The organism is Dehalococcoidales bacterium (assembly GCA_028716225.1).
Taxonomy (GTDB): domain Bacteria; phylum Chloroflexota; class Dehalococcoidia; order Dehalococcoidales; family UBA5760; genus UBA5760.
Map to the genome: position 1 here is coordinate 1 of JAQUQE010000018.1, position 24,489 is coordinate 24,489.

Genomic DNA, 24,489 nt, shown 5'->3' on the forward strand with positions numbered 1-24,489 from the left:
AAATTTTCCACCACACTAGCCTGATCACGGGCTATACACAAAGACGCCACTTTTTCTTTCAGCTTGTGGCAAATTTGCCACAAGCTGGGGAAATAGTCTCTCTAATTGCAGATGTTATCTGCCTTTTGTGGTGGTGGAAAAAATTCCACCACCATATCCTTTTTTGTATTCCCTTTGCAACCACCTACGCAATCTGTCACCGAAGCTTTTCTATATGACCTGGCCCGCGGTCAACAAGATGACGGATTGTATGATGTTAAACTCTCGAAAATATAGCGTCCCTGTTCCGAATACGAGTGGAGGTTATACAACAAACCTTAGGCATGTTCACTCTAGCTAGAGCTAACGATAATTAAGTAGTGGTATTACTACCAGGGTATGTCACACTTCTCTTGGTAATCAATTCCTTCAGCTCTCTACGTGCTCTGGTTAGTAACCCCTCAATCGACTTTGGGGAACGTACCATAATCCGGCTTATCTCTTGAACTGGTATATCTTCAACATACTTGAGAATAAGGACCTGACTGTAGTGCAGGGGTAGGTCTACCAAGGCCTGCTTAATATCGTCAATCTTCTCGCCAGACTCTTCCACTTCGTAACCCGCTTTCCTGTTATCTGAGAGTCGTTCGAGATCAAGATTGTCATTGACCGATTCAACCTGATGCTTTGCCGATCGCTTATGGGATCGGTAGAAATCGGCAACTTTCTTAAGGGCAATGCTATAAAGCCAAGTGTATGCGCTGCTATGGCCTTTAAATTTGTTTGCTGACTTTATGGCGGCTAGGAAAGTCTCCTGAACAATGTCACTGGTTACTTCTCTATTCCTCGCGACCTGATTAAATATAAGTGTGTATATACGTTCAAAATAGGCTTCGTATAGTGCTACGGCAGCTTGAGAATCACCACGGGCCAACCTTGTTATGAGCTCAGCATCCTCGGCATTTCGATCGGCAACCGCTTTGCTCTCATTACTCATATTAACTAATAGAAGCTCTATTGTTTTTGGCTATATGGATTCAAGCACATAATTATAACACGGGTTGTCAACCTGGGATTAGACGCATTAATATCCGGAGATACTACATCAGTTATACGTTACGTGATCCTATGGATCTATGGACTTACGTGACAAGCAATAAGTTTCAGGTAACGCTAGGCTTTCTTATTGGATGTGGCCAAAAGGCAGATTTATAAGTTTGGCCGTTGTGGGTAACGGTTAAGTAGGGGGTATGCATCAGTGGCAAGGTAACTGTATCAGAATAATATGCTACCTGAAAATAAGAGAAAGGGAATCGTTGGATGGGTATTAGGAGTTATCGTAGAGATGAGCAGCGGTACCGGTTGCGTCTATCCGACCTTTACCAACACCATCGGTGTCTATTTTCTGGCAACCAGCCTCAATAGCCGCCCGGACCTCATCATTAAGTCTACCATTGCCATTAATATCAACCACGATATCAAAAAGGAGCGCCGCCATTCCGCTTACGTAGGCGCAGGCGAAGGAAGTGCCAGTCTTAAGTCCGTACCCATCATCGGGGAGTGTTGAATAAATTCCGAAGCCCGGCGCAGCAACGTCCACCCAGTCGCCGTAATTGGATAGCACAGCTAGACCATCATTTTGATTGGTGGCAGCCACGGCAATACAATTATCATAACCGGCCGGATAGACTAGAGAATCGTTGCCATCGTTACCGGAAGCGGCCACTACTAGGCTCCCCATCTCCCAGGCGTAATTAACAGCCTTCTCCAGTTCCGGTGAGGCCTCCCGAATTTCTACACTGATATTTATGACGCTCGCTCCTTTGTCAACCGCATAGATAATGCCTTTAGCCAAAGCTGATGCATTACATCGCCCCATATCATCGGCCACCTTAACATTCAGTATTCGGCTATCCGGCGCCACTCCGGTAATTCCTGTGCCGTTACTCTTGGCAGCAATTATCCCGGCGATATGGGTACCGTGGCCATGAATATCTTGTGCGGTAGAACTGTCGGTAACGTTAATATCATCTACTATCTGCCCGTGCAAGTCCTCATGGTTACTGTCGATACCGGTATCCAGTACAGCAACCAGAATGTCCCAGCTTCCCGTTGTGTTTTGCCATAAGTCGTATATACCGATCTTATCAAGTGCCCATTGGTTATCGTAATCAGTGGTGGTTTCCGGGATCGATAATACAGGTTCGCTAGAAATAGCCTGTACAGTGACGGATCCGGCTAGAGAGTCGCTTTCTACAGATTTTGGCTCTACGAGGGTATTATCGCAGGTTATCGTTTCAACCTGTTTGACTAGAGAAGGATCAGTTGATTCGGCAGTGTCAGCAGCTGAGATATAGCCGATGCCAGACTGAAAAACAACTAGCGGAGTTGCAATAGCAAGTACCAAAAATATTAGCCTTGACTGCCTACCAGTTTTCATATACTCATGGTAGTTTGGTTACGGCTCAATGATAATCACGTAATAGTGGCAAAATAAAAGGGTATTTAGTATGATGGTTATACTATTAGGCTAATACTTTTGAGGGATTTTCACCCTTTCGAGCGACTAAGTAATTAGAAAATACAAAATACTCAAAGCAAAACATTTCCATTGACATAGGTGAACAGAGATGAAGATGAAAAGAATAACACTGCCCGTAATTACCGCAGTTGCGCTATCCACCATGATATTTCTAATGAATCCTACTCCAATACTGGCAGCGCCTGGAGATATCGGCGCAGTGCTGGACAGCGAAGAGTTTGACACCAACGAAGCTAGAGAACCGAGCATCGTGCGTGTTGCTGATGATGTGGTAGCCATAGCCTACCGAGACAGTAACGATGACGGCTGGTTGAAGACCTACGAGATAAACGCCAGCGGCATCATCACCAGCCCGGCTTTAGACACTTTAGAGTTTGACACCAACACCTGCTATGAACCGCACATTATCCACGTTTCCAGCAACATATACGCCATAGCATACCGTGGTTCAAGTGACGACGGATTCCTAAGGACGATCAGTATTACCGCCACCGGCGACATTGGGACCGTAATAGAAAGCCTGGAATTTGATACCAGTAACTGTTGGGACCCCAGCATAACCCACGTCACGGGCGATATCTACGCCATAGCCTACCGAGGTCCTAGTGATCGTGGCTACCTTAAGACGGTTAGTATTGACGCCGCCGGCGACATTGGGACCGTAATAGACACCGAGCAGTTTGATACCAACAAAGGAGAACAGCCGAGTATCGTGCGTGTTTCCAGCAGCGTGGTTGCCATAGCCTATAGAGACAGTAGCGGCTACGGCCAGCTGAGGACCTACGAGATAAATGTCAGCGGCATCATTACCAATGGGTACATAGACACATTAGAGTTTGATAGTACTCAATGCTACGAACCCTGCATCATCCATGTCTCGGGCAACATTTACGCCATAGCCTACCGGGGTCCTAGTGACCGTGGCTATCTTAAGACGGTTAGCATAACCGCCGCTGGCGACATCGGCAACACCGTATTGGATACCGAGCAGTTTGATAACCTTAAATGCCAGAAACCGTGTATGGTACTATTGGATTATTGCGAAAACGCGGTTGCCATAGCCTACGAAGGTCCTGATGATGACGGCTGGCTGAAGAACTATGAGATAAACCCCACCACCGGGGCGATTACCAACGGGCCTTTAGACACCCTGGAGTTTGATAACCAAGATGGTCAGGACCCGAGTATAACGCATGTCACCGGCGACATCTACGCCATATCCTACCGGGGTAAAGACGATGACGGTTGGTTAAAAACCATTAGCATCGAAGGATGTTGCACTCCTCCTGTTGCTAATTTCACCGCCAGCCCTACCAGCGGTTGTGCTCCTCTAACGATCAACTTCAACGACACATCAACCGGCAGTCCGACCGACTGGAGCTGGGACTTTGATAACGACGGCAATCCCGATAGCACCGATCAAAACCCCTCTTATCAGTATACCATCGCCGGAACCTATACCGTAAAATTAACGGTAACGAATGCCTGTGGCTCCGATGACGAGACCAAGACAGGTTATGTTACCGTTTATGCCAACCCTGACTGCACCATCACCGCACCTTCAGCAGTCTGTGAGGGCACGACCGGTCACGTTGCTTCCGTACCTGACGCCGGAGGCGGGGCAAGCTATAGCTGGACACTCAGTGGCGATTACGAAAACCTTTCAGGACAGGGCACCAATTCGATCACCTGGGATGCTACGGCTTACAATACCGGTAACGTTAACATAGAGGTGACTGTTACCAACGGTAATGGCTGCAGCTGTACTGACGATGTAGATGTTACCGTTTATGCCAACCCTGACTGCACCATCACCGCACCTTCAGCAGTCTGTGAGGAGTCGACGGGTAATAGCGCCTCGGTATCCGATGCTGGTAATGGCGCTACCTATACCTGGAACCTCACCAGTGGCACCATCACCGATGGCAATGGCACCAACTCCATCACCTGGAGTGCTGATCCGGGTGCCACCACCGTGGAGATAGACGTAACGGTACAGACTGTTGCAGGATGCTCCTGCACCGCCACTACCAAGAACGTTACCGTAAAACGTGGCAGCATTAGTGGTTATGTTTGGAACGACACGAATGAAGACGGGATAAGAGACCCTGGTGAAACAGGAATTGCCAACATAACCGTAGCTCTATTAAACGCAACGGATAAAAGTCTAATCAGCTACACTGAAACCGATGTCAACGGTTATTACCTATTTTCCGATCTGGCAGCAGGTGACTATATCGTGGACGTAGACCAGCGTGATACTGATTTGCCAGAGGGATATTGCTCAACCACCTATAATGACCCGGCAGATGTGTCAATACTGGCCTGCGAGGACAAAAACGTTGACTTCGGATACGCTCTATTTGATGAAGCAGACTATGGAAACATCGGTAACCTTGTCTGGGATGACATTAATGCCAATGGGCAATATGATGATGGAGAACCCGGGATAGCTTTCGTCACCCTTTTCCTTAAGAACGAATCCGGAGATACCATTCTCGAAACAACTGAGACCGACTTCTTCGGAAATTACATGTTCTATAACTATCCATCAGGATACTATATCGTTGAGGTAGACCTTACTGACCCTGACTTGGCAGGTTATACCGCGACAACTGCTACTTCAGTAGTAGCTGTAATAGCTTCTTGCTTTATGGATGCTGATTTCGGTTTTACCTCAACCCCCCCACCTCCACCACCATCTACTACAACAACTACAGGCGGGCATCGTAGCTGCTCCTTCGAGATAAATATGCTGGGTGAGATAGTTAAAGTAAGCGTTGAGTGCTGCAACAATAGCACTATTTCATATCATATGATCTACGACCCTGAACACGATAATTTCTTTAGCATCGACAGGGGCACCCCTGTAATATGCGGCGATTGTGTGGGGTGCGGTAGCTATCCCCTGCTCGTAGAGATTACTGTAGCCGAAGGTTTCCCCGACGCTCCGGAAGGTACGAAGATAATCGCTGCCTACGATTGCACCGCGTATAAGGGTAAGAAAGTATGCTCTCATGTCACCTTCGGTAAGCCGGTTGCACTGCTACTGACATATGACCCCGACGAGCTACCTGAGAATACTTCATCAGTATTTATGGCCCGGTACAACCTGGATCTCGGCGAGTGGGAGCCTTTACCTCCCGATACCGGCAGGATAGCCGAAGTCGGAGAGGCAACGGGGCTTATAAGCCAGTTCTCGACATTCGCCGTCGTCGCCCAAATCGGGCAGCTGGAACCCCAGGAACCCGAGGCATCCCTCCCCCCTGCCGATCCCACACCGCAACCCCCACCAGCGCACTTTGTGGCAAGCGACTTGAATATCAACACCAGCAGGGATGTAACCGGTATGGGCAATTTTATCTTTACCATTAAAGAAGGGGAGTCGGTCGAGATAAGCGCCAATTTGGCTAATGGTGGTGGGAAAAGTGGTGAATATGATGCTGTACTTAAAATCAACGGGGAAATAAAAACCACAAGAAAAATCACTCTGGGTCCAGGCCAGGGGCAAGAAATTATATTTAATGTCGCGAATCTTGAGCCGGGTAAATATATTGCGCAATTAGATAACCTGACCGCAGAATTTACCGTAACGCGCTGGATGAACTGGCCGCTTATTGTCGGCATGGCTACTGCTTGTGGCTTATTGGTCTGGGCAATACTGTATCTCATCCGTCGTAGGAAAAGGGGATATAGTTAAGGAGACAAGCTAGAAAAGATGTTACGCCGTCACACTTTTGACGCAAGGAATATCAGAGCTAAAGGCGGGGGTAAGTATCGTGAGCTACTTAGACGATGAGGAAACGCTAGGGGATCTACTTCGTCATGTGTACAGGCCGGTAAGTATTCCATCCGGTGTAAAGGAGCAGGTTAGAGAGCAGCTTATTGCAGAAATTGAGGGCTGTTCACAGGACTCTAGAAAGCCTTGGGCTCGGCCCAATTTAATGGTACCCATACTGGTATCAATAGCTGGCGGATTAATTGCCTACGGTTACTGGATATCCATGACTTTGGCGTAATATCTACTTAAATGCGGCCTCTTGTTTGTGGGTTCCGGCACATCTGGATCAATGGTTTAGATTATATCTATTGAGCATTAGCTTGACTTGTATAGCTATGCCCTAGGCAAAATTGCACGTTCCTGACGATTGTGCAGTACTCTGACAGTAAACAGTGGTAACCACTATTGAGTTCTTTAGTACCATACTCCTCTATTTCAAGGGTTAAGTAGTTATTTCATCTATTACGGGATTAAGAGAGACAGACTCGGGAAAAATTTGTTTTTCAGTATCTTAGTCTATGATTCTCTAACTAGTTAGTGTCACCTCCATAACTTGGCGAAAGGACATGATTAAAAGCTAATATGCAATTGTGTTGATGATACAGCGGACCAGATTATTTAGTGCACACGTTGACGAGAGAGCTACTGCCGTGATAACCTTTTCTGGCTAGAAACTGAGTAATTTATCTCCGAGCCATATTACCTAAAGGGATTAACTATGGTAACTGGCCGTAAGGGTATCACTAGAAATGGTGATGCCTCCCGTGTTCGGAAAGGAGATTTGTGTTGGTCAGCATATCCTCACTTTATAGTAAGAATCACGAGATTGGCCTCTCATTTTTCGTACACTGTTTTACCAACGGCCGGAGGTTTGATTGGTAAAACAGTGGCTGAAATCCAATAAGCTGACGCTGACATTCATACTGCTGGGGGCAATCATTTTCCTGTTTATTATCGTGCCTCTCTTCCGAATGATTTTTGCCTCCGACCCCGGCATATTGAGAGAAACCCTGTTCGACCCCGAGGTAACCAAAGCGATATTGCTTACCCTGTGGGCGGCTCTTATCGCCACCGGGATTGGTTTCGTACTCGGGGTGCCTTTAGCTTACCTACTGGCCCGTTATGAGTTCCGGGGCAAGAGAATAGTCGAGGGATTGATTGATGTCCCGATAGTCGTCCCCCATACCGCTGCCGGTATTGCATTGCTCTTTGTCTTTGGTCGCAACTTTTTTATGGGCAGTATTTTCGGTTCAGTAGGTATTCAGTTTGTCGATTCCATGGCCGGTATCGTAGTGGCCATGCTGTTTGTCAGCGTGCCTTTCCTGATAGACTCGGCTAAGGATGGTTTCAAAAAGGTAGATATTAGACTGGAGAAGGTAGCCCGTACCTTGGGTGCTTCATCCTGGCAGACATTCTTCAGGGTTTCCTTTCCATTGGCCTGGAGAAGCATACTCTCCGGAAATATAATGATGTGGGCCCGCGGCATAAGCGAGTTCGGGGCGGTAATCATTCTTGCCTATCACCCCATGATTGCCCCAACGCTAATCTACGAACGATTTGAAACCTATGGTCTTACGTACTCCCGGCCCGTGGCAGTGCTGCTCATCCTGATCAGCCTGATCATCTTTGTCGTACTGAGGACTCTGGTACAGCGAGGAAAGCAAAGATGATTAAGGTAAGGAATCTATGGGTAGACCTAGGTGAATTCGTATTGAAAGATGCAAACATGGATATCAACCAGGGTGAGTACTTTGTCATTTTAGGGCCTACCGGGGCCGGGAAAACGGTTCTGCTCGAATCTATCGCCGGTCTATATCCACTGAAAGAAGGACGCATATGGCTTAACGATGAAGAGGTTACCAGACTTGAACCCGAAAAACGGGGCATCAGCATCGTTTATCAGGATCAGATGCTTTTCCCCCACCTCTCGGTCAGGGATAATATCACCTTCGGTCTCAGAATCCGCAAGATGAGACCTGCTGAAATCGAGCGTACTTTAAGCTGGCTGGCAGGGTTGCTGGATATACATCACCTGCTTGGCCGTAAGCCGGATACTCTCAGTGGCGGAGAGAAGCAGAAGGTGGCCCTGGCCCGGGCTTTGAGCGTTAAGCCTAAGTTGCTTTTGCTGGACGAACCGCTCAGCGCTCTAGACCCAAACAGCCGTGAGATACTCCAGCGTGAACTACGTAATATACATGAAGAGTACCGGGTAACTACGGTGCATGTTACTCATGATTTTGAGGAGGCGATTGCTCTGGCTGATCGTGTTGCCGTAATCGGAGACGGTTGTGTCCAGCAGGTAGGCACTCCGGAGCAAATATTCCGCCAGCCCGGTTCGGAGTTCGTCGCTCGCTTCGCCATGGTGAGAAATATCTTTCGAGGTGAGGTAATTGAAGGTGAAAATGGAGATGCCCTCTTCTGCGTCGATGGGGTGAGTCTGTCTGTTGTCACCGGGTACCGTGGGCAGTGTCATGCTTCTCTCCGTCCCGAGGACATCATCATCTCTCATGCCCCCTTTCCATCGAGCGCCCGTAACACGTTCTCGGGTATGATAACTTCAATCACTGATAAGGGGGCTACTTTACTGCTGACAATACATGTCCCTCCTGATTTCATCTGCCTTATTACCCGGAATTCTTTTGATGCCATGGCACTGTCGATAGGCGATACGGTATATATCACTTTCAAGGCATCTGCGGTCAATATTTTCTAGGAGCGATGCTATTGTATGAGAATCCGAATGTCTGCTTAGCATATTGACAACCTGTGATAGCGGTGCTATGTTGTAGTCCTACGTCGGACCGATTAATCCGGCAGGGAGGTGCAAAATGAAAATCAGTGCACGGAACATACTCAAGGGGAAGGTGAAGAGCGTCAAACCCGGCGTGGTCAATACGGAAGTGGTAATTGAACTCTCCGGCGGGGAGATTGTCACGTCGATCATCACCAAGGAGTCTGCCGAGGGACTGGCGCTGGCTACGGGTAAAAGTGTCTATGCCGTCATCAAAGCCTCGAATGTGATGATTGCCATCGATTGATGCCGGTTCCTTCGTCATGGTTGGTAGGTAACTGTATATCTAATACTGTACCGGGTTATCATATTATAGTAGGATTGACAGAATTAACTTTTTTTGTTAGCCTTATGGCATAATATCAACGATTAATTAGAAACTTAATAAGTATCTCCGAGCCGCCTTAACCTAAAGGGAAACCCAGGGCGGGTGGCCGATAGGGTATCACTGGAAACGATGGTGCCTTCCGTGTTCGAGAAGGAGAACAACTTGTGCAGCACAGATGCTATTGTGCATGAGCGCCTCCTTTCGGGGCGCTTTTTTATTGCGGCATAAATTAAGCGCTGAAATTGAATAAATGATCTCCGAGCTGCCTTAACCTAAAGAGAAATCCAGGGTGGGTGGCCGATAGGGTATCACTGGAAACGATGGTGCCTTCCGTATTTGAGAAGGAGAATGGAATGAGAATTCCCCTGCAAAAGGGTGGAATTTGCTTTCGTGTCCCCTGTCACTGTTCGTCATTACTGTCATACAGCCGCCGCTATCGTAGAAACGTAATCGCCGTTCTGCTGTGCGCTGCGTTGTTTTCACTATCTCTACAGTTGATATTCCCCATGCCGGCATATGCGGCGACGCTGACACTGGATCTCGATTCGGGAATGGTGTTCACGGTAATAACCATTACCGGCAGCGGTTTTCCCGGAAGTACTGGCGGCGTTGTATGGTTTGATAATAATGATAATGGCGTTAAAGATTCGCTGGAACCATATAAAAATATCACCACGACTTCCGGTGGGGATATTCCTTCAGGGGTCACTTTGACCGTACCAAAAGTCCCCGGTGGATTATATCAGGTACTGGCCGATATCCCGGATGGCTCACCGGTGGAAGCCTCGGCTGACTTTACCGTGGTGCCCGGTTTGTCTTTAGGTCCGGATTCGGGGGTAGCCGGTACGATTATCAGTTTTTCCAACAGCGGTGGATTTGCTGCCAGCACCGCCGGCTACCTATGGTTCGATACCGATAAAGACTCTGTGATGGATGATGATGAAACCAAGAAATCGGTTACTACTTTAAGTAATGGCGCGTTTTCTTCAACAACCAAGTTGACAGTACCTGATGTCGACCCTGGTATTTATCCCGTTTGTGCCGACATCCCGACCGGCTCACCGGTTGAGGCTTCGGCGAACTTTACCGTTCTGCCCATTGCCGCGATGTCCCTTAATCCTAGTAGTGGGAATTATTGTACGGAAATAACCATCACCGGCAGCAGTTTTGCCGCCGATACCGCCGGCTGGGTGTGGTTCGATACCGACGGCGACAGAGTCAGGGATGCCGGAGAGCCACAAGCGGCAGTAACCACAACCGCCGGCGGGGAGCTACCGTCCGGCGTCACTTTAACGGTTCCTATGGTTGAGCCGAATACCACCTATTCGGTGCGTGCCGATATTCCGGTTGGCTCACCGGTCGAGGGTTCGGCGAACTTCAAAACCACCTACACCACGGTACTGCTCACGGTAACCAAGTACGACCCCTATGGAGCTGTTCTGAGCCAGACCACCGTCGATTACGAATATATGGAAGCCAGTATGCCCGTCCAGGGGAGTACTACCTTGCACCGCTATCATCAGGGGCCTACCTTCGACAGTTCCTCGTTTGACGACCTCTGGGACCCCGGCGAGATGGAAAACATCGACAGCCGGGACTACGGACGCGCCCTTGGCACCGATGTCAAAGACCTGTGCAACCTGGTCGGCGGGGCAGCGCCGGGTGATGCTATAAAGGTCAAAGCCTCGGACAATTTTTTCAAGTGGTTCGACTATGAGGATATCTACAATCCGGAGCCGGAGCAGGGCAAGCTGGTGGTCTGCTGGTATAACGAGGACTTCGGCGGCTATGTGCCGGGTTACGATACCGGCATGCGCCTGGTCTTCTTCGCCGAAACCCAGAACCCGGAGGGTAAATACGTCTTCGGCGACTGGGATATGCACGAGACTATGCCCGCCTCCCGCTGGCACTACTACTACGACGGTAATTTCTGGCCTTCTTCGAGTGGTCTCTCCGTGCAGACGGTGTACAACATAGAAATCTACCAGCCTAACTTGGTCTCCTGTGACGCGTCCGGTAATCCCAAGGACAGCTTCGCTCCCGAGGAAACCGTCTACGTTAAGGGGCTCGGGCTGTCCGGTAATACGGACTACAAGGTCTGGATACAGGGTGAGCCGGTACTGTTATATACACTCGATGCCCTTGATAGAAATAGCGGCAATCCCTTTGTCCTCAACACCGGGAACGATCCCTCGAGCACTCAGGAAACAGTGAGTACGGACGGAAACGGCGATTTCGGTCCGACGGCCATCTGGACGGTACCATCGGCGGCATCGGCGTCGGACTACGACATCGTCGCCGATAACCAGGCTTCGGGAACGACCGGCAGATACGATGCCGCTGACAAAATCGACAATCCGGGCTGGGCGGGATTTTCCGTTACCGCTGCCGAATACATCTCCTTTACTGCCGTCGACTACGGCAACGACGGGATACTGTTCGGCAGCCTCGACCCGGGGATGAATGACCGGCCCGCCGACGGGCAGCCCGGACAGGGCACGATAACGCTCACCGTCGGTGAGGAGACCAATGTGGACGTTGCCATCCAGTTGAAGGGAGACGATTTCACCGGCCCGGCTACGATAGATGTCAGCAGTGTCAAGTACGACGACGACAGCGACCCGGCCGGGGCGGCGAACCTTACGGATAGCTACGTTACCTGGTACACCGTTACCCAGCCTCTTTCCGGGGACGACGTCAGGGAGGTCTACCACTGGATTTCCATTCCCGGCGGCAAGGTAGCCGGGACCTATACCAGTACATTTTACTACCAGGCGGTGAAATCGCCATGAGCGAAGGTATTTGGCATTGAACAGAAGAGCGAAGGTAATAATAATAGCTATCGCCGCCGCAGCCTGTTTCCTCCTCGCGATGGGGATACGAGGTGGTCTTGCGATGGCCTCCGACGAGTCCTCAGTCGATGCCGGTGTCACCGTGGTATCGCCTGCCAATGAGAGCTACGGCGACAGGGTAATCGATGCGGATGAAACGCTGCTTTCCTGGCTGGCCCTGGATGAGCCCGACTATCTCTGTGCCGCTGTTTTTCGCAACGGCGGGATGAAAATGGAACTTGAGGCTGTGGTATCCAATGCCGATACGGTCAGCATCTGGGCGGCCGACGTCGGCCTGTGGCATTCCAACGTCAAGGTGTACGTATCCGAGAACGGCAAGCGCTGGCAGAAGATAGCCAGCCTTAAGGTTAAGAGCACGGAAAACCAGCGATACGATATTTACGGAAGCTTCGGCAATGTCAGATACATCAAGGTCGAACGCAACGGCACGCCGCTTTCTTTTCTGATGCTTGACGCAGTACGGGCAAAGGGAGGTGATTGAGATGTAGGACCCTTCAGTGTGTAACCGCCTTCACTTTGGGGTAGAGTAGACCAAAATATTCAGGAGGAAACAAGGTAAATGAAAAAGAAACTATTTATCAGTATGGGAGTGGCCGCAGCGCTGGTAGCTACAATGGCGCTGCCGGCAATGGCGGCTGAGTATGAGGAGACAAGCACCCCAGCATCGGTGTCTGTTAGCTCATTTGTCAGTATATCTCTTACGGGTGACATATCTCTCAGCGGAGATCCAGGTGAAGTGTTAGGCCCCGATACGATCACAGTCAATGTTCTACCCGAAACCAACGTGACTGTTGATGTTGGTATTAAGGGGGAAACTTTGGATACCCAGATTGTAATTAGCGACTGGAAATGGAGCGTTGATTCGGGTACAACTAAGACTGGCATAACCGGCACATATGTCGAAGTAGCTGGCGATATTGCCAGTGGTGGTAATTGCGTTATAGAGCATTATGTTGACACGACTGGTGCCAGTCCTGGTACACATAACGCTACCATTTACTACAAAGCGGTAGTAGCCAACGTTGGCTTCTAATAGGGAGTAGCAAATGAAGAAGTATTGCCTGCTGGCGCTGGCGGCGCTGGTAGTGCTCGCCCTGCCGCTGGCGGCCTATGCCGAGGAAGAGGCGGCCAAGTACAACTTCGCCAGCGCCCAGGGAGCCAAGGAGCTTCGGGTCCCGCCCGGTGAGACGACCGAGGGAGTCGTCTACTTCTATAACATCGACGGCAACCGCATCACCCACATCACCCTTGCCGTGAGTCAGGCGCCTCCGGGCTGGGATGTTACGATCGAGCCGTCCCTCTCGGAAACCGAGGTGCTGGTCAGCGGCATGCCGGTCACGGTGGAGGAAAACCTCTACGTAGAGCCCGGGGAACTGTTTGCCGAGGAGCCCCAGAGCGTGCCCTACGGTATGGTATCGGTCAAGGTGCCGGGGCGCGGCTACGCGCTGGGCAAGGCTGCCCGCGTTCTGATTACTGTGCCGGATTCGGCAGCCTTGGGCAGCACCGGTGAGATAACGGTATCCGCCGAGGCGTCCTGGCTGGGGCAGTCCGGCTCGGCCGCGGTCAAGCAGGCAAGGGACTTCGACTTCACGGTGACAGTGGTCTCCGCGTCTGCGGAATACACCGAGACCATCGTCGGTGAGAACGGCGGCACAGGAGATGCTTCATCCGGCGGAGCAAAGTGGTGGCCGGTTATCCTGGGCGGAGCCGCAGCCGCCGTCGCTGCCGGGGTGGTCGTCTCACGTCGCCGCACGGCGAGGAAGAGGTGATGATGACAGTAATTGTGTCCGATCTAAAAGGGGGTGATAGAAGCGGGGAAAAACAACAAAGGCAGTAGCTCTGTATTGCATGTTGGCTCCTCCATGATAGAAGGCAGGCTTTACAGAGCTACCACCAGAATAATTATAGCAGAAAAAAGGGAAACTGCTATCGGGGACTTATCTGTTAACCTAAGAAAGGAGGAATATGTTTAGAATCAAAAGGCTATCCAAGCCGGTGCTTGGCATACTGCTCAGCTGCGCCATGGTTGTGCCCATGCTGGGTAGTATGACGGCTTTTGCCGCAGGACCAAGTACCACCGTTACGGTCACCAAGTATGCCGCCGACGGTACCACCATCCTGGCACAGCAAACCGTGGACTACACCTGGATGGAGGCTAACCTGCCGGTCTACGGTGACGGCATAACTCACTACTATCACCAGGGCCCTACCTTCGAAGCCGACAATATGTGGGACCCCGGCGAGACGGTCAACATCGACACCCGGGACTATGGCGCCGCCATCGGGACCGATGTCAAGGACCTCTGCGACCTGGTCGGCGGTGCCCCGGAAGGCTCGGAGGTAGAAATCAAAGCATCGGACAACTTCGCCAAGATATTTGCCGCCGGGGACATCAACAGCCCCGAGTCGGAGCAGGGCAAATTAATCATCACCTGGTACAACGAGACCTTCGGCGGCTATGTGCCGGACTACGACACCGGGATGCGCCTGGTCTTCTTCGCCGAGACCACTAACCCGGAGGGAAAGTATGTCTTCGGCAACTGGGACATGCACGAGACCATGGCCGAGGAATACTGGCACTACTATTATGATGGCACCACCATGTGGCCCTCTTCCAGCGGGCTTTCGGTAAAGAATGTCGATCGGATCAACATCTATACCGTTGAAGAGCCACCGCCGCCCGTGGACGTCCTGTACGATGGTACTGTTCTCCTGACACCCGGTGAGACCTTCGATGTCACCGCCTACAACTCGGGGACATCCTACACGGTAAGCAGGACCACTCCGCTGGGGGCTCTCGATGTTGCCGCCACCACTGCCGCATTTACCTACGATGTTACCGACAAGAACTATGCTACGTCGGGAGCACTTCTGCTGGATAATGTCGGCAGTTACCTGCGCAAGACCCCGGGCTACTGGTACGCCTATGTCAATGACGTCTATAAGGACGGATACAACAATAATCCCGATGGCCTGAACGTCATGGAGGTGGTAAGCGGAGATAAGGTCGAGTACTACTATGCCGCCGGCGTTGCCGATGCCACTGATCTGGCGGCCGTTATGGCGGCAGCCACCGCGGCGGTGAAGACCGTTGTTTCCACGGCACCGCCAATGGACGTTCTTTATGATGGCACCGTTCTCCTGACACCCGGCGAGACCTTCGACGTCACCGCCTACAACTCGGGGACATCCTACACGGTGAGCCGGACCACGCCGCTGGGAGCGCTCGACGTTGCCGCCACCACTGCCGCATTTACCTACGATGTTACCGACAAGAATTACGCTACGTCCGGCGCGCTTCTTCTGGACAATGTCGGCAGCTACCTGCGCAAGACCCCGGGTTACTGGTACGCCTACGTCAACGACGTCTACAAGGACGGTTATAACAACAATCCCGATGGCCTGAACGTCATGGCGGTGGTACACGGGGATAAGGTCGAGTACTACTATGCCGCCGACGTTGCCGATCCGAATGACCTCGCCGCTGTTACAGCAGCAGCCACCGCGGCGGTGAAAACCGTTGTCTCTACCGGCGTCACCCCGGATGATTGGACCCTCGAGCTATCCGGAGCGAAAGATGCATCGGTAAGCAAGGCACTCTTCGAAGACGGCCTGGCCTGTTCATCATCGGGCCACCAGGTATTCTGGACCGATGACTACGGCGATGTGTGGGGAGGCGTGCCGCTCTGGCTACTGGTTGCCATGGTCGACGACGATCCCGATGTCGGCCCAGACCACTACAACTTCAACGACGACCTGGCCGCCCAGAACTATGAGGTGAACGTGATTGCTGGCGACGGCTGGTCGGCTACCCTGGACAGCGCCGCTATTGCCCGCAGCGACGGCTACATTGTGGCCAATACCCTCAACGGCGCAGATCTTCCCCTTGAAACCGAATCGGGTAAGCCCTGCTGGCCGCTGTATCTGAAAGGTTCTGAGGTGTTCGGCGGACAGCAGGTGGGCAACATCGTCCGCATCGAGCTGTCGGGCCTGCCCGAGCCTCCCCAGGGATGGACCCTGGAGATGGCCGGAGATGTTGGAGACATCATCACCCAGTCCGAGTTTGAGGAAGGGCTGGCCTGTGCCGGTGCTGATCACTACCGCGAGTGGACCGACATCGACGGCAACGTCTGGTCAGGCGTACCGCTGTGGGTGCTGCTGGGGGTGGTGGATGACATCGAAGCCGGCAGCCACTGGACCTTCAATGACGATGTCGCGGCGGCCGGCTACTCCATAAATGTCATCGCCGGTGACGGATTCTCCAGGAGCTTTACCAGTACGGGGGTGGCACGTAGCGATAACTACATAGTTGCCAACAAGATTAACGGCGCGGAGCTTACCGATAGGTGGCCGCTCCGGCTGGTCGGTGCCGGTGTCACCAAGGCGGACGGCTCCCTCGGCGGTTCTGCCGTCGGAAACATCGTTAAGATCGAGATACCGGAACTGCTCACTCCAGACCCGGCTTCGGGAAGCTGGAACCTGGCCCTGACCGGTAAGATTACCGATGTGATTTCCCAGGCTGAGTTTGAGGCCGCTTTGGCCTGTCCGGGTTCAGGACATAATGTGGAATGGACCGATATCGACGGCAACGTCTGGTCCGGCATGCCACTGTGGTTCCTGGCCGGCTGGGTAGACGACCGGGTGCCTCACGACTACGATGTGAATCAGGCAATGGCCGGATACTCCGTCCTGGTCAAAGCGGGGGACGGCTATACCAAGGACTTCGACAGCGCCGATGTAGCCTGGAGCAGCAACTACATCATCGCCAACCAGTTCAATGGAGCCCCTCTTACCGACTCCTGGCCGCTCCGACTGGTTGGTGCCGGTGTTACTCGAGCCGATGGCTCTCTCAGCGGTGCCAGTGTCGGCAACGTGGTAGAAATCGAACTGACGGACTTCCAGACTGCCCTGCCTGTACCCGAGCTCCACATCATCAAGTACGACACGGACCGGATTTCCGTACTCGAAGAGATGACAGTGGACTATCTCTGGATGCAGGAAAACCTTGAAGTCATCGGAGACGGGGAAACGGTATACCGGTTCGAGGGAATCACGCTTGACCCGGACGACATCTGGGACTCTGCCGAGACCTACCCCGGCGGCTACAAGATTGAAAATGCCGTAAAGGGTACCCGGCTTAAGGACCTCTGCGACCTGGTCGGGGGCATGGGCGCCGGGACCGAGATTGTCCTGGTTGCCAGTGACGGATATGAGACCACGCTCCCATATTCCTCGATATACACCGATGCTGCCGTACAAACAAGGCAGGGAGACGCCATTCTGGCCTGGTGGGGCGATGGTGAGTACGTACCCTATTACGCCGACGGCATGCGCCTCTTCTTCACTCCTGGCGGCGATAATGTCTATGGTCAGTGGGATATGCACGAGACACTGCCGCTGAACTACTGGCACTACTACTACGACGGCAGCACTGGAACCATGTATCCCTCATGCGCCGGGTTATCGGCGAAGTATGTCACTACCATCGAGATACATTCGGTCCCTGAGGCCGACTGGACGCTGGAGCTCGACGGAACCGATATCGGTGGCCTGCACTACGATGTTACCAAGACCTACTTCGAGCAGGCGCTCGCCTGCCAGTTCGGCGCCAACCACAAGGTATCATACACCGATTCCAAGGGGCGGGTCTGGGAAGGTATGCCGCTCTGGTTCCTGGCCGGGTTTGTTGACGATGGGGACCAGCATTCCGACAATGCCTTCAATGACGACCTGGCCCTGGCCGGATACCAGGTGGTTATCACCGCTGCCGACGGGTATTCGGTAACCATCGACAGCACGAGCATCATCCGGAGTAGTGACTACATCATCGCCAACTCGCTGAACGGGGCCCATATACCGGACAGCGACAGCAACTGGCCGCTCCGCCTGGTCGGCCCGGCCGTCAGCGGTTCGCTGTCGATTTCCCAGATTGCAAGCATCGAGTTGCTCGGTTATCCCGAACCGATTACGGTCGGCATCGACAACATGTTTATCAACTTTACCTGGCTGAGACCACACCGGGATGACACGATATTGATTGACGGCAGCTTGAGCCTACCGGAGGGTGCTGAATATGACCTTGATGTTGACGATGTAAGTGTCAGCATCGACGGCGTGGAGGTCACCGTGCCTGCCGGCTCCTTCAAACAGTTGGGTCGCAAGGAAAGGTACACCTACACGTCAAGAGGCTACGCCAGCCCCAAGGTTATCATGACGCTCAACTTCGAGAAGGGTGAGTGGGGCCTCTCGGTGCGTGACATAGATGCCAGTGCCATCGATAGCTACGACGGCGTTACCGTCCAGCTGGCTATCGGCGAAATGGTCGGTGAGACAACCATCAGTATGCGCATCGACAGCCTCTCCTATAACGGCGACTAGAGCAATAGATATAGTATAGCCTGGTTCTACCCCTTAGGGTGTGGCTAAAAACCACCCCCGAGGGGTAAGCCCCCGGAATCAGGAACCGGGCGATGTTTGAAGAGTATTGGAAGAGGATTAACAAACAAATCGAGTGAATACCGGAGGAGATTATGAAGCGGATTTTTAAACAGGCATCAGTACTCTTGAGTATCGTGTTGTTTTCGGTAGCATTACTGAACTGTGCTTCTCCGGTATTCGCTGCCGGTCCGACGACGTCGGTAACCATTACCAAATATGATCCCTATGGAAATGTTATTGCGCAGGAAACCGTTGATTATGAGTATATGGAATGTAATCTGCCGGTCTACGGCGATGGCATTACGCATTATTACCACCAGGGCCCGACCTTTGATTCTGCTGACCTCTGGGATCCCGGCGAAATGGTAAACGTCGACAGCCGTGATTATGGAGCGGCTATGGGAACGGACGTCAAAGACCTGTGTGAGATCGTCGGAGGAGCTTCTTCAGGTGATACGATTAGAGTCAGGGCGGCCGATAACTTTGCCAAGTGGTTTGACTACGAAGACGTTTATTCTCCGGAACCAGAGCAGGGTAGAATGGTCGTCTGCTGGTATAACGAGAGCTTCGGCGGCTACGTGCCGGACTATAGTACCGGTATGCGCCTTATCTTTTTTAGCGAAACTCTCACTCCCGATGGCAAATATGTCTTCGGTAACTGGGATATGCATGAGACGCTGCCCGCCTCCCGCTGGCATTACTATTATGACGGTAATTTCTGGCCTTCCTCGAGCGGCCTGTCCGTGCAGACAGTTTCTAATATCGATATATTCCAGCCCGGCCTTGTTTCCTGTAATGCACTTGGCGAAGCAGATGAAGATTTTTATCCGGGCGAAACGGTCTACGTAAAGGCGAGGGGACTGGCTGCTGAAACCGATTACAGTATCTGGATCCAGGATAGGGAGATTATCAATAACGATAATTTAAGCTCCGCCGGCGATCCGTCGGCCGGGCAGGAAATGGTGAGGACCGATGGTAATGGTGATTTCGGTCCTGTGGCTGTCTGGGTTATCGATACTGCGGCAACATCCGCTGATTATGATATCGTTGCCGATAACCAGGCGCAGGGTGAACCGGCTAAATATGAGTCCGGTTGCGATGAGATTGACAATCCCGGATGGAAAGGCTTTGCAGTGGTAGCTGGATCTGTACCGCCTGCGGCCGATTTTTCAGCCGATGTGATATCAGGGGTCGTACCGCTTAGCGTAAATTTCAGCGATCAATCGAGCGGGCAGCCGGCCTCCTGGGCATGGGATTTCGATAACGATGGAGATGTGGATTCCAGTATGCGTAATCCGTCCTATACCTATACCGAGCCCGGCACCTATACCGTGAAGCTGGTTGTCTCCAATGCGGCCGGCAGCGATGAGGAAGTCAGGACTGATTATATTGCTGTTATGCCTGCCGTACCTCCGACTGCTGCGTTCTCCAACGATGTGATATCGGGAGCTGCGCCGCTTACAGTTAGCTTTACCGATCAATCGAGCGGGCAACCGACTTCCTGGGCATGGGATTTCGATAACGATGGCAATGTTGATTCCAACCTGCGTAGTCCATCCTATACTTATACCGAGCCCGGTGTCTATACCGTTAAGCTGACCGTTTCCAACGCGGCCGGCAGTGATGAGGAAGTGAAAGAGAACCATATTTCGGTTTCGGAACCGGAACTAACGCTGCTCTGGGGGCCATATCTCACTAATACGACGACTTCAGAGACGATTATTAATCTGAAGACCAGCCTACCCACCAATGCCACCGTGGAATACGCCGCCGAGACTGATTACGTCGCTACCGGTAGTTATGACTGTAGTTGCAGCGACGGTCTGTATACCGATCTGCACCATATTCCGCTCACGGGACTGGAACCGGGTACAGCGTATCGCTACCGGGTAATCTATGGTGCGGAATCGACCGAAGACTATGTGTTCCGGACCTTCCCATCATCCGGCCCTATCACATTTGCGGTCTATAGTGATTCCCAGGATCAGTTACCCCTCTTCAGCCAGGCGGAGAGGCATAAACTGGTTGCCGATCGAATTGCAGAGGAGTCCGATGTGCTTTTCGTACTCCATGCCGGCGACCTGGTCAATGACGGCAACAGTCTAGCGGACTGGAACCGCTATTTCGATGCCGCCCGGCTGATGATGTCCGGCACCACGGTTTATCCGGCCCTCGGCAACCATGAAAACGACAGCCTCATTTACTATGAAGCCTTCGGCCTGCCGTCGTACTACTCGTTCGATTGCGGCGACGCTCATTTTTCGGTTCTGGACAGCAATGACCTGAGTGCAGTGACCTCTCAGGCTCAATGGCTGGAAGACGACCTCGCTACCTCCGGGCTGTGGAAATTCGCCTCTTTCCACCATCCGATGTATACCTCTGAGGCCGAGCACTTCGGCGGCTGGGTCGAGGTATTTACTGAGTGGTATGATTTATTCAATTCCTATGCTATCGATGCCGTGTGGAACGGCCATATACATGCCTACGAGCGGTTTATTGACAATGATATTCCCTACTGTGTCATCGGTACCGGCGGCGGACCGCTCTATGTTCTGGGCGAAGCCAGGTACGACGGCTACCAGAATAGCCTGGAGCATAGCCTGGCCTACGCCCGGGTAACCGTCGATCCGGATGATGATATTGCGACGGTCCAGATTATACGGGTTGCCGATATTGCTCCGGATAATAGCCAGGTTACCACGCTTTACCCACCCGGTACGGTATTTGAGACTTTTGTTCTGGCCCATCCTCCGGCAGTAGATGCCGGCCCCGATGCCTCGGTTCTATCCGGTGAGGTCTTCAGCCTCAGTGCCGGATTCAACGATCCCGGGGTTAACGATAGTCCCTGGATATATACCATCGATTGGGGTGATGGTTCTCCATCGACCACCGGCACCAGTGATATTCAAGGCAGCGGCGTTATTGAAGTATTTCATCAGTTCTCCGTACCAGGCACATATGATGTTCTGGTAACGGTAAGCGATAATGACGGCGCGACAGGCAGGGATACCCTTTGCGTTGAGGTGGGGCCGTTTTCCTTCACGATTGACCGTATGATGATTAACTTTACCTGGTTGAGACCCCATACTCAGGATACTATTGCTGCCAGCGGCAGCTTCCATCTGCCCGAGGGGGCTGTCTATGACCTTAACGAAGACGATGTCTGTATCGAAATCGACGGCGTGAGTATAGTGATACCGGCGGGTTCATTCAAGAAACTCGGCCGGTGGGAGAATTACACCTACAGCTCGTCGTGGCGAGGCGGCCCTAAGGTTACGATGAGGCTCGATTTCATGAGGGGAGACTGGAGTATTAATGTCAGGGATATCGATGCCGGTGCGGTTGATAATAGCGACGGCGTCGACGTTAGACTGCGTATCGGTTCCCTGACCGGAGCACAGCATATCGAGATGCGTGTCGATAGCCTGTCAAGCGGATAGGTTTAACACGGATAGAACAACTTAAATGATATCGGAGAAATGGCGATAAGAAACCGAATAGTTGGCCCGGGGCTCTAAGGAGGTAACAGATGGGAAAAATTATGCAGAAGATACCGATACTGGCAATAGGCTCGGTGATTACATTGGCATCGACTTTGCTGATGCCCGCTGCTCCGGTGCTGGCGGCTGATCCTACAACCTCGGTAACGATTACCAGGTACGATACCGATGGCGTTACCGTCCTTGACCAGGAGACCGTTGACTATGAGTGGATGGAGGCTAATCTTCCCGTGCTCGGCAACGGTATCACTCATTACTATCATCAGGGCCCTACTTTCGATACCGATAATATGTGGGACCCCGATGAAGAGGTGAACTGGGAATCACGGGACTACGGCGCTGTAATCGGTACCGATATTAAGGATCTCTGCGACCTGGTCGGCGGGGCTTCGAGCGGTGATGTGATCCAGATCTCCTCTCCCGACGGGTTCAACAAGAAATTTGACTATGAGGATGTCTATGATCCCGAACCGGAGCAGGGCAAAATGGTTCTTACCTGGTATACTGAAAACGGTGTGGAGACCGGCGACGGCTATGTACCGGATTATTCCACCGGCATGCGTCTTGTTTTCTTCGCCGAGACGAAAAACGGTGATGGAGAATATGTTTTCGGGAACTGGGACATGCACGAGACCCTGGCCGAGGAGCGCTGGCATTACTACTATGACGGTACTATGTGGCCTTCCTCAAGCGGGCTTTCCGTGAAATGGGTAAGCGATATCAAAATATACACCAGCGTAAGCGAGGAAAGGGCCAGTGATTCCCTGACCGCTACGGCCTACGTGTATTTGAATTCTATCGGCATATCCCTTAATCGGGATGCTATAGACTTCGGCGAGATCAGACCCGGAGAGAGTTCGGATATTGAAACCGTCGTCATCACCAATACCGGGAACATCGATGTTTATGTGACCCTGGAAGTCCTGGGGGATGATGATACGGCGCAAAGCTTCTACGAGCAATCCCTCTATATCGATGATACCATTTACGATATTGAGAATATTATCGTCAGCATACTGGTTGAGGATTCGGAGGATGTTGATACCCAGCTTAAGGTCCCGTCAACATGGAATGAAGCAGGCGGAGAACAGGAAGCGACCTTTATCTTCTGGGCGGAAGCCTCCAGCCAGAGTTAACCCGTAAAGAAAGGCGATTACGACTCAGGTCTATGAGTAAGATACTAATTCGTGACGGTTATCACGCCTTGACAATAATAGCGATCGGTATAGCCGTTATTATGCTGCTGTTGCTGACACCACCGGCGCAATATGCAGCGGCGTTAGAGACGATGCCATATCAGGGAGACTGTACCGATGGCCCCGGCGAAGCGGTCATGGTACCACCGTCCGATAGCGGGAACCATTCTGTCACATCGGGTATTGCTATCTCCATCGAGCGGGATAATGTCGACTACGGCAATGTCATGCCCGGAGAATCTTCGCTTGAGGAAATCGTCGTTATCGCTAATTCCGGGCCCCAGGATGTCAATATCACGCTTGAGATTGAAGCGGAGGCACTGGCTCGGGATTTCTACGAGAAGTCCCTGTATATCGACGGCGGTGTTTACAACCCGGAGCAGGCACTCTGTGTTGTTAACTCCGGTGATGAGGAAGAGGTTATAACCCAGCTACGGGTGCCTCAGGACTGGGCCGGGTTGGGGATGATGCAGGCAACCTTTATATTCTGGGCAGAAGCTGTTCAGTAAGAGTGCAGTTTAGTAAGGAATTATTGTAGATGAGGAAACAGATGGTAGCTTTAGCCATGGTTACGGCGGTACTAGCCGGGCTTGCTCCCGGCTTCGCTCATGCCGGTGATACTTTTACGGTTGCACCCACCAAGCTGGATATTGAAGTTCCTGAAAACGGGAGCGGCAACGCCTATATCTACATAACCTCCGAGTTTGACGGCGAGCTATTTGTGGACACGGAGGGTATTCCTTTTCGTATCGAGCCGGATAAGATTAGGATTACCAGTACGGACCTGAACCGGAGGGTGGAGCTTTCGGTTTATGGCGACCCTTCTCTGGAAAACGGCGTGTACTCCGGAAAGGTGACCTTTCTGGCATACAAGAGTGATACTGTCGCCTACGGAGTAAAATTAGAGGCTAATGTCACACAGGTGGGCCGCCCGCATAGCTTGTTGGACAAAATGATGCGGGGACACAAGGCCCTCGTTTTCATTATCGTGGGGTCATTGGCTGCCGCTGTGGGCATACCCCTGGGTCTTCGCATGCGCCGGAGAAAGGAACTCGGTAGAAAAAATACGGATTTGGAGTAGT

17 protein-coding genes and 3 riboswitches are annotated in these 24,489 nt (G+C 52.0%); of the genes, 15 read left to right on the top strand and 2 right to left on the bottom strand.

Features of this window, described 5'->3' with window-relative positions:
- A partial coding sequence (locus PHI12_09540) for a hypothetical protein (protein ID MDD5511037.1) occupies positions 1 to 218 on the top strand: 218 nt, incomplete at its 5' end.
- A 134-nt stretch (positions 219 to 352) separates the two neighbouring features.
- On the opposite strand, the gene PHI12_09545 is transcribed toward PHI12_09540, so the two are convergent.
- Together PHI12_09545 and PHI12_09550 are read right to left on the bottom strand one after the other, a co-directional pair.
- Complete coding sequence (locus PHI12_09545) at positions 353 to 976, bottom strand: RNA polymerase sigma factor (GenBank protein MDD5511038.1); 624 nt, start codon at positions 974 to 976, stop codon at positions 353 to 355.
- Between the two features lie 330 nt (positions 977 to 1,306).
- Positions 1,307 to 2,386 carry a S8 family serine peptidase gene (locus PHI12_09550; protein MDD5511039.1) on the bottom strand — a complete coding sequence of 360 codons (1,080 nt, stop codon included), beginning with the start codon at positions 2,384 to 2,386 and terminating at the stop codon, positions 1,307 to 1,309.
- Between the two features lie 229 nt (positions 2,387 to 2,615).
- On the opposite strand from PHI12_09550, the gene PHI12_09555 reads away from it, so the two are divergent.
- The 14 genes from PHI12_09555 (at position 2,616) to PHI12_09620 (ending at position 24,488) form a co-directional block, all read left to right on the top strand.
- Positions 2,616 to 6,221, top strand: coding sequence for an SdrD B-like domain-containing protein (locus PHI12_09555; protein ID MDD5511040.1), 3,606 nt, complete (start codon positions 2,616 to 2,618; stop codon positions 6,219 to 6,221).
- A 79-nt stretch (positions 6,222 to 6,300) separates the two neighbouring features.
- The gene (locus tag PHI12_09560) at positions 6,301 to 6,540 is read left to right on the top strand and encodes a hypothetical protein (protein MDD5511041.1); all 240 of its coding nucleotides are present in this window, start codon (positions 6,301 to 6,303) and stop codon (positions 6,538 to 6,540) included.
- 437 nt (positions 6,541 to 6,977) lie between these two features.
- Positions 6,978 to 7,097, top strand: a riboswitch (molybdenum cofactor riboswitch).
- 80 nt (positions 7,098 to 7,177) lie between these two features.
- A complete protein-coding gene (locus PHI12_09565; protein ID MDD5511042.1) occupies positions 7,178 to 7,972 on the top strand; it encodes an ABC transporter permease in 795 nt (264 codons plus the stop codon).
- A complete protein-coding gene (locus PHI12_09570) occupies positions 7,969 to 9,015 on the top strand; it encodes an ABC transporter ATP-binding protein (protein MDD5511043.1) in 1,047 nt (348 codons plus the stop codon). The genes PHI12_09565 and PHI12_09570 overlap by 4 nt, the downstream gene beginning before the upstream one ends.
- Positions 9,016 to 9,130: 115 nt before the next feature.
- Positions 9,131 to 9,340: a TOBE domain-containing protein gene (locus tag PHI12_09575; protein ID MDD5511044.1), complete on the top strand. Its 210-nt coding sequence runs from the start codon at positions 9,131 to 9,133 to the stop codon at positions 9,338 to 9,340.
- Positions 9,341 to 9,473: 133 nt separating this feature from the next.
- Positions 9,474 to 9,594, top strand: a riboswitch (molybdenum cofactor riboswitch).
- Positions 9,595 to 9,664: 70 nt separating this feature from the next.
- Positions 9,665 to 9,783: riboswitch (molybdenum cofactor riboswitch) on the top strand.
- Entirely contained in the window at positions 9,775 to 12,213 is a 2,439-nt protein-coding gene (locus PHI12_09580; GenBank protein MDD5511045.1) for a hypothetical protein, read from the top strand. Its footprint overlaps the riboswitch before it by 9 nt.
- A 16-nt stretch (positions 12,214 to 12,229) precedes the next feature.
- On the top strand, positions 12,230 to 12,754 hold the full coding sequence (locus tag PHI12_09585) for a hypothetical protein (protein MDD5511046.1): 525 nt from the start codon (positions 12,230 to 12,232) through the stop codon (positions 12,752 to 12,754).
- Between the two features lie 78 nt (positions 12,755 to 12,832).
- A complete protein-coding gene (locus PHI12_09590; GenBank protein ID MDD5511047.1) occupies positions 12,833 to 13,306 on the top strand; it encodes a hypothetical protein in 474 nt (157 codons plus the stop codon).
- A 13-nt stretch (positions 13,307 to 13,319) separates the two neighbouring features.
- Positions 13,320 to 14,042, top strand: coding sequence for a hypothetical protein (locus tag PHI12_09595; protein MDD5511048.1), 723 nt, complete (start codon positions 13,320 to 13,322; stop codon positions 14,040 to 14,042).
- A 196-nt stretch (positions 14,043 to 14,238) separates the two neighbouring features.
- On the top strand, positions 14,239 to 18,651 hold the full coding sequence (locus tag PHI12_09600; protein ID MDD5511049.1) for a hypothetical protein: 4,413 nt from the start codon (positions 14,239 to 14,241) through the stop codon (positions 18,649 to 18,651).
- Positions 18,652 to 18,803: 152 nt separating this feature from the next.
- Positions 18,804 to 22,151, top strand: a complete 3,348-nt coding sequence (locus tag PHI12_09605; protein MDD5511050.1) for a PKD domain-containing protein — start codon at positions 18,804 to 18,806, stop codon at positions 22,149 to 22,151.
- A gap of 89 nt (positions 22,152 to 22,240) precedes the next feature.
- Positions 22,241 to 23,347 (top strand): hypothetical protein, encoded by a 1,107-nt coding sequence (locus PHI12_09610; GenBank protein ID MDD5511051.1) that lies wholly within the window; start codon positions 22,241 to 22,243, stop codon positions 23,345 to 23,347.
- A gap of 32 nt (positions 23,348 to 23,379) precedes the next feature.
- Positions 23,380 to 23,916 carry a hypothetical protein gene (locus PHI12_09615; GenBank protein ID MDD5511052.1) on the top strand — a complete coding sequence of 179 codons (537 nt, stop codon included), beginning with the start codon at positions 23,380 to 23,382 and terminating at the stop codon, positions 23,914 to 23,916.
- 41 nt (positions 23,917 to 23,957) lie between these two features.
- A complete protein-coding gene (locus tag PHI12_09620; protein MDD5511053.1) occupies positions 23,958 to 24,488 on the top strand; it encodes a hypothetical protein in 531 nt (176 codons plus the stop codon).
- The last annotated feature ends 1 nt before the right edge of the window (position 24,489 follow it).

Coding starts and splice junctions, on each gene's coding strand:
- PHI12_09545 (MDD5511038.1), bottom strand. CDS start 976: ATGAGTAATGAGAGCAAAGCGGTTGCCGATCGAAATGCCGAGGATGCT.
- PHI12_09555 (MDD5511040.1), top strand. CDS start 2,616: ATGAAAAGAATAACACTGCCCGTAATTACCGCAGTTGCGCTATCCACC.
- PHI12_09570 (MDD5511043.1), top strand. CDS start 7,969: ATGATTAAGGTAAGGAATCTATGGGTAGACCTAGGTGAATTCGTATTG.
- PHI12_09575 (MDD5511044.1), top strand. CDS start 9,131: ATGAAAATCAGTGCACGGAACATACTCAAGGGGAAGGTGAAGAGCGTC.
- PHI12_09580 (MDD5511045.1), top strand. CDS start 9,775: ATGAGAATTCCCCTGCAAAAGGGTGGAATTTGCTTTCGTGTCCCCTGT.
- PHI12_09590 (MDD5511047.1), top strand. CDS start 12,833: ATGAAAAAGAAACTATTTATCAGTATGGGAGTGGCCGCAGCGCTGGTA.
- PHI12_09595 (MDD5511048.1), top strand. CDS start 13,320: ATGAAGAAGTATTGCCTGCTGGCGCTGGCGGCGCTGGTAGTGCTCGCC.
- PHI12_09600 (MDD5511049.1), top strand. CDS start 14,239: ATGTTTAGAATCAAAAGGCTATCCAAGCCGGTGCTTGGCATACTGCTC.
- PHI12_09605 (MDD5511050.1), top strand. CDS start 18,804: ATGAAGCGGATTTTTAAACAGGCATCAGTACTCTTGAGTATCGTGTTG.
- PHI12_09610 (MDD5511051.1), top strand. CDS start 22,241: ATGGGAAAAATTATGCAGAAGATACCGATACTGGCAATAGGCTCGGTG.
- PHI12_09615 (MDD5511052.1), top strand. CDS start 23,380: ATGAGTAAGATACTAATTCGTGACGGTTATCACGCCTTGACAATAATA.
- PHI12_09620 (MDD5511053.1), top strand. CDS start 23,958: ATGGTAGCTTTAGCCATGGTTACGGCGGTACTAGCCGGGCTTGCTCCC.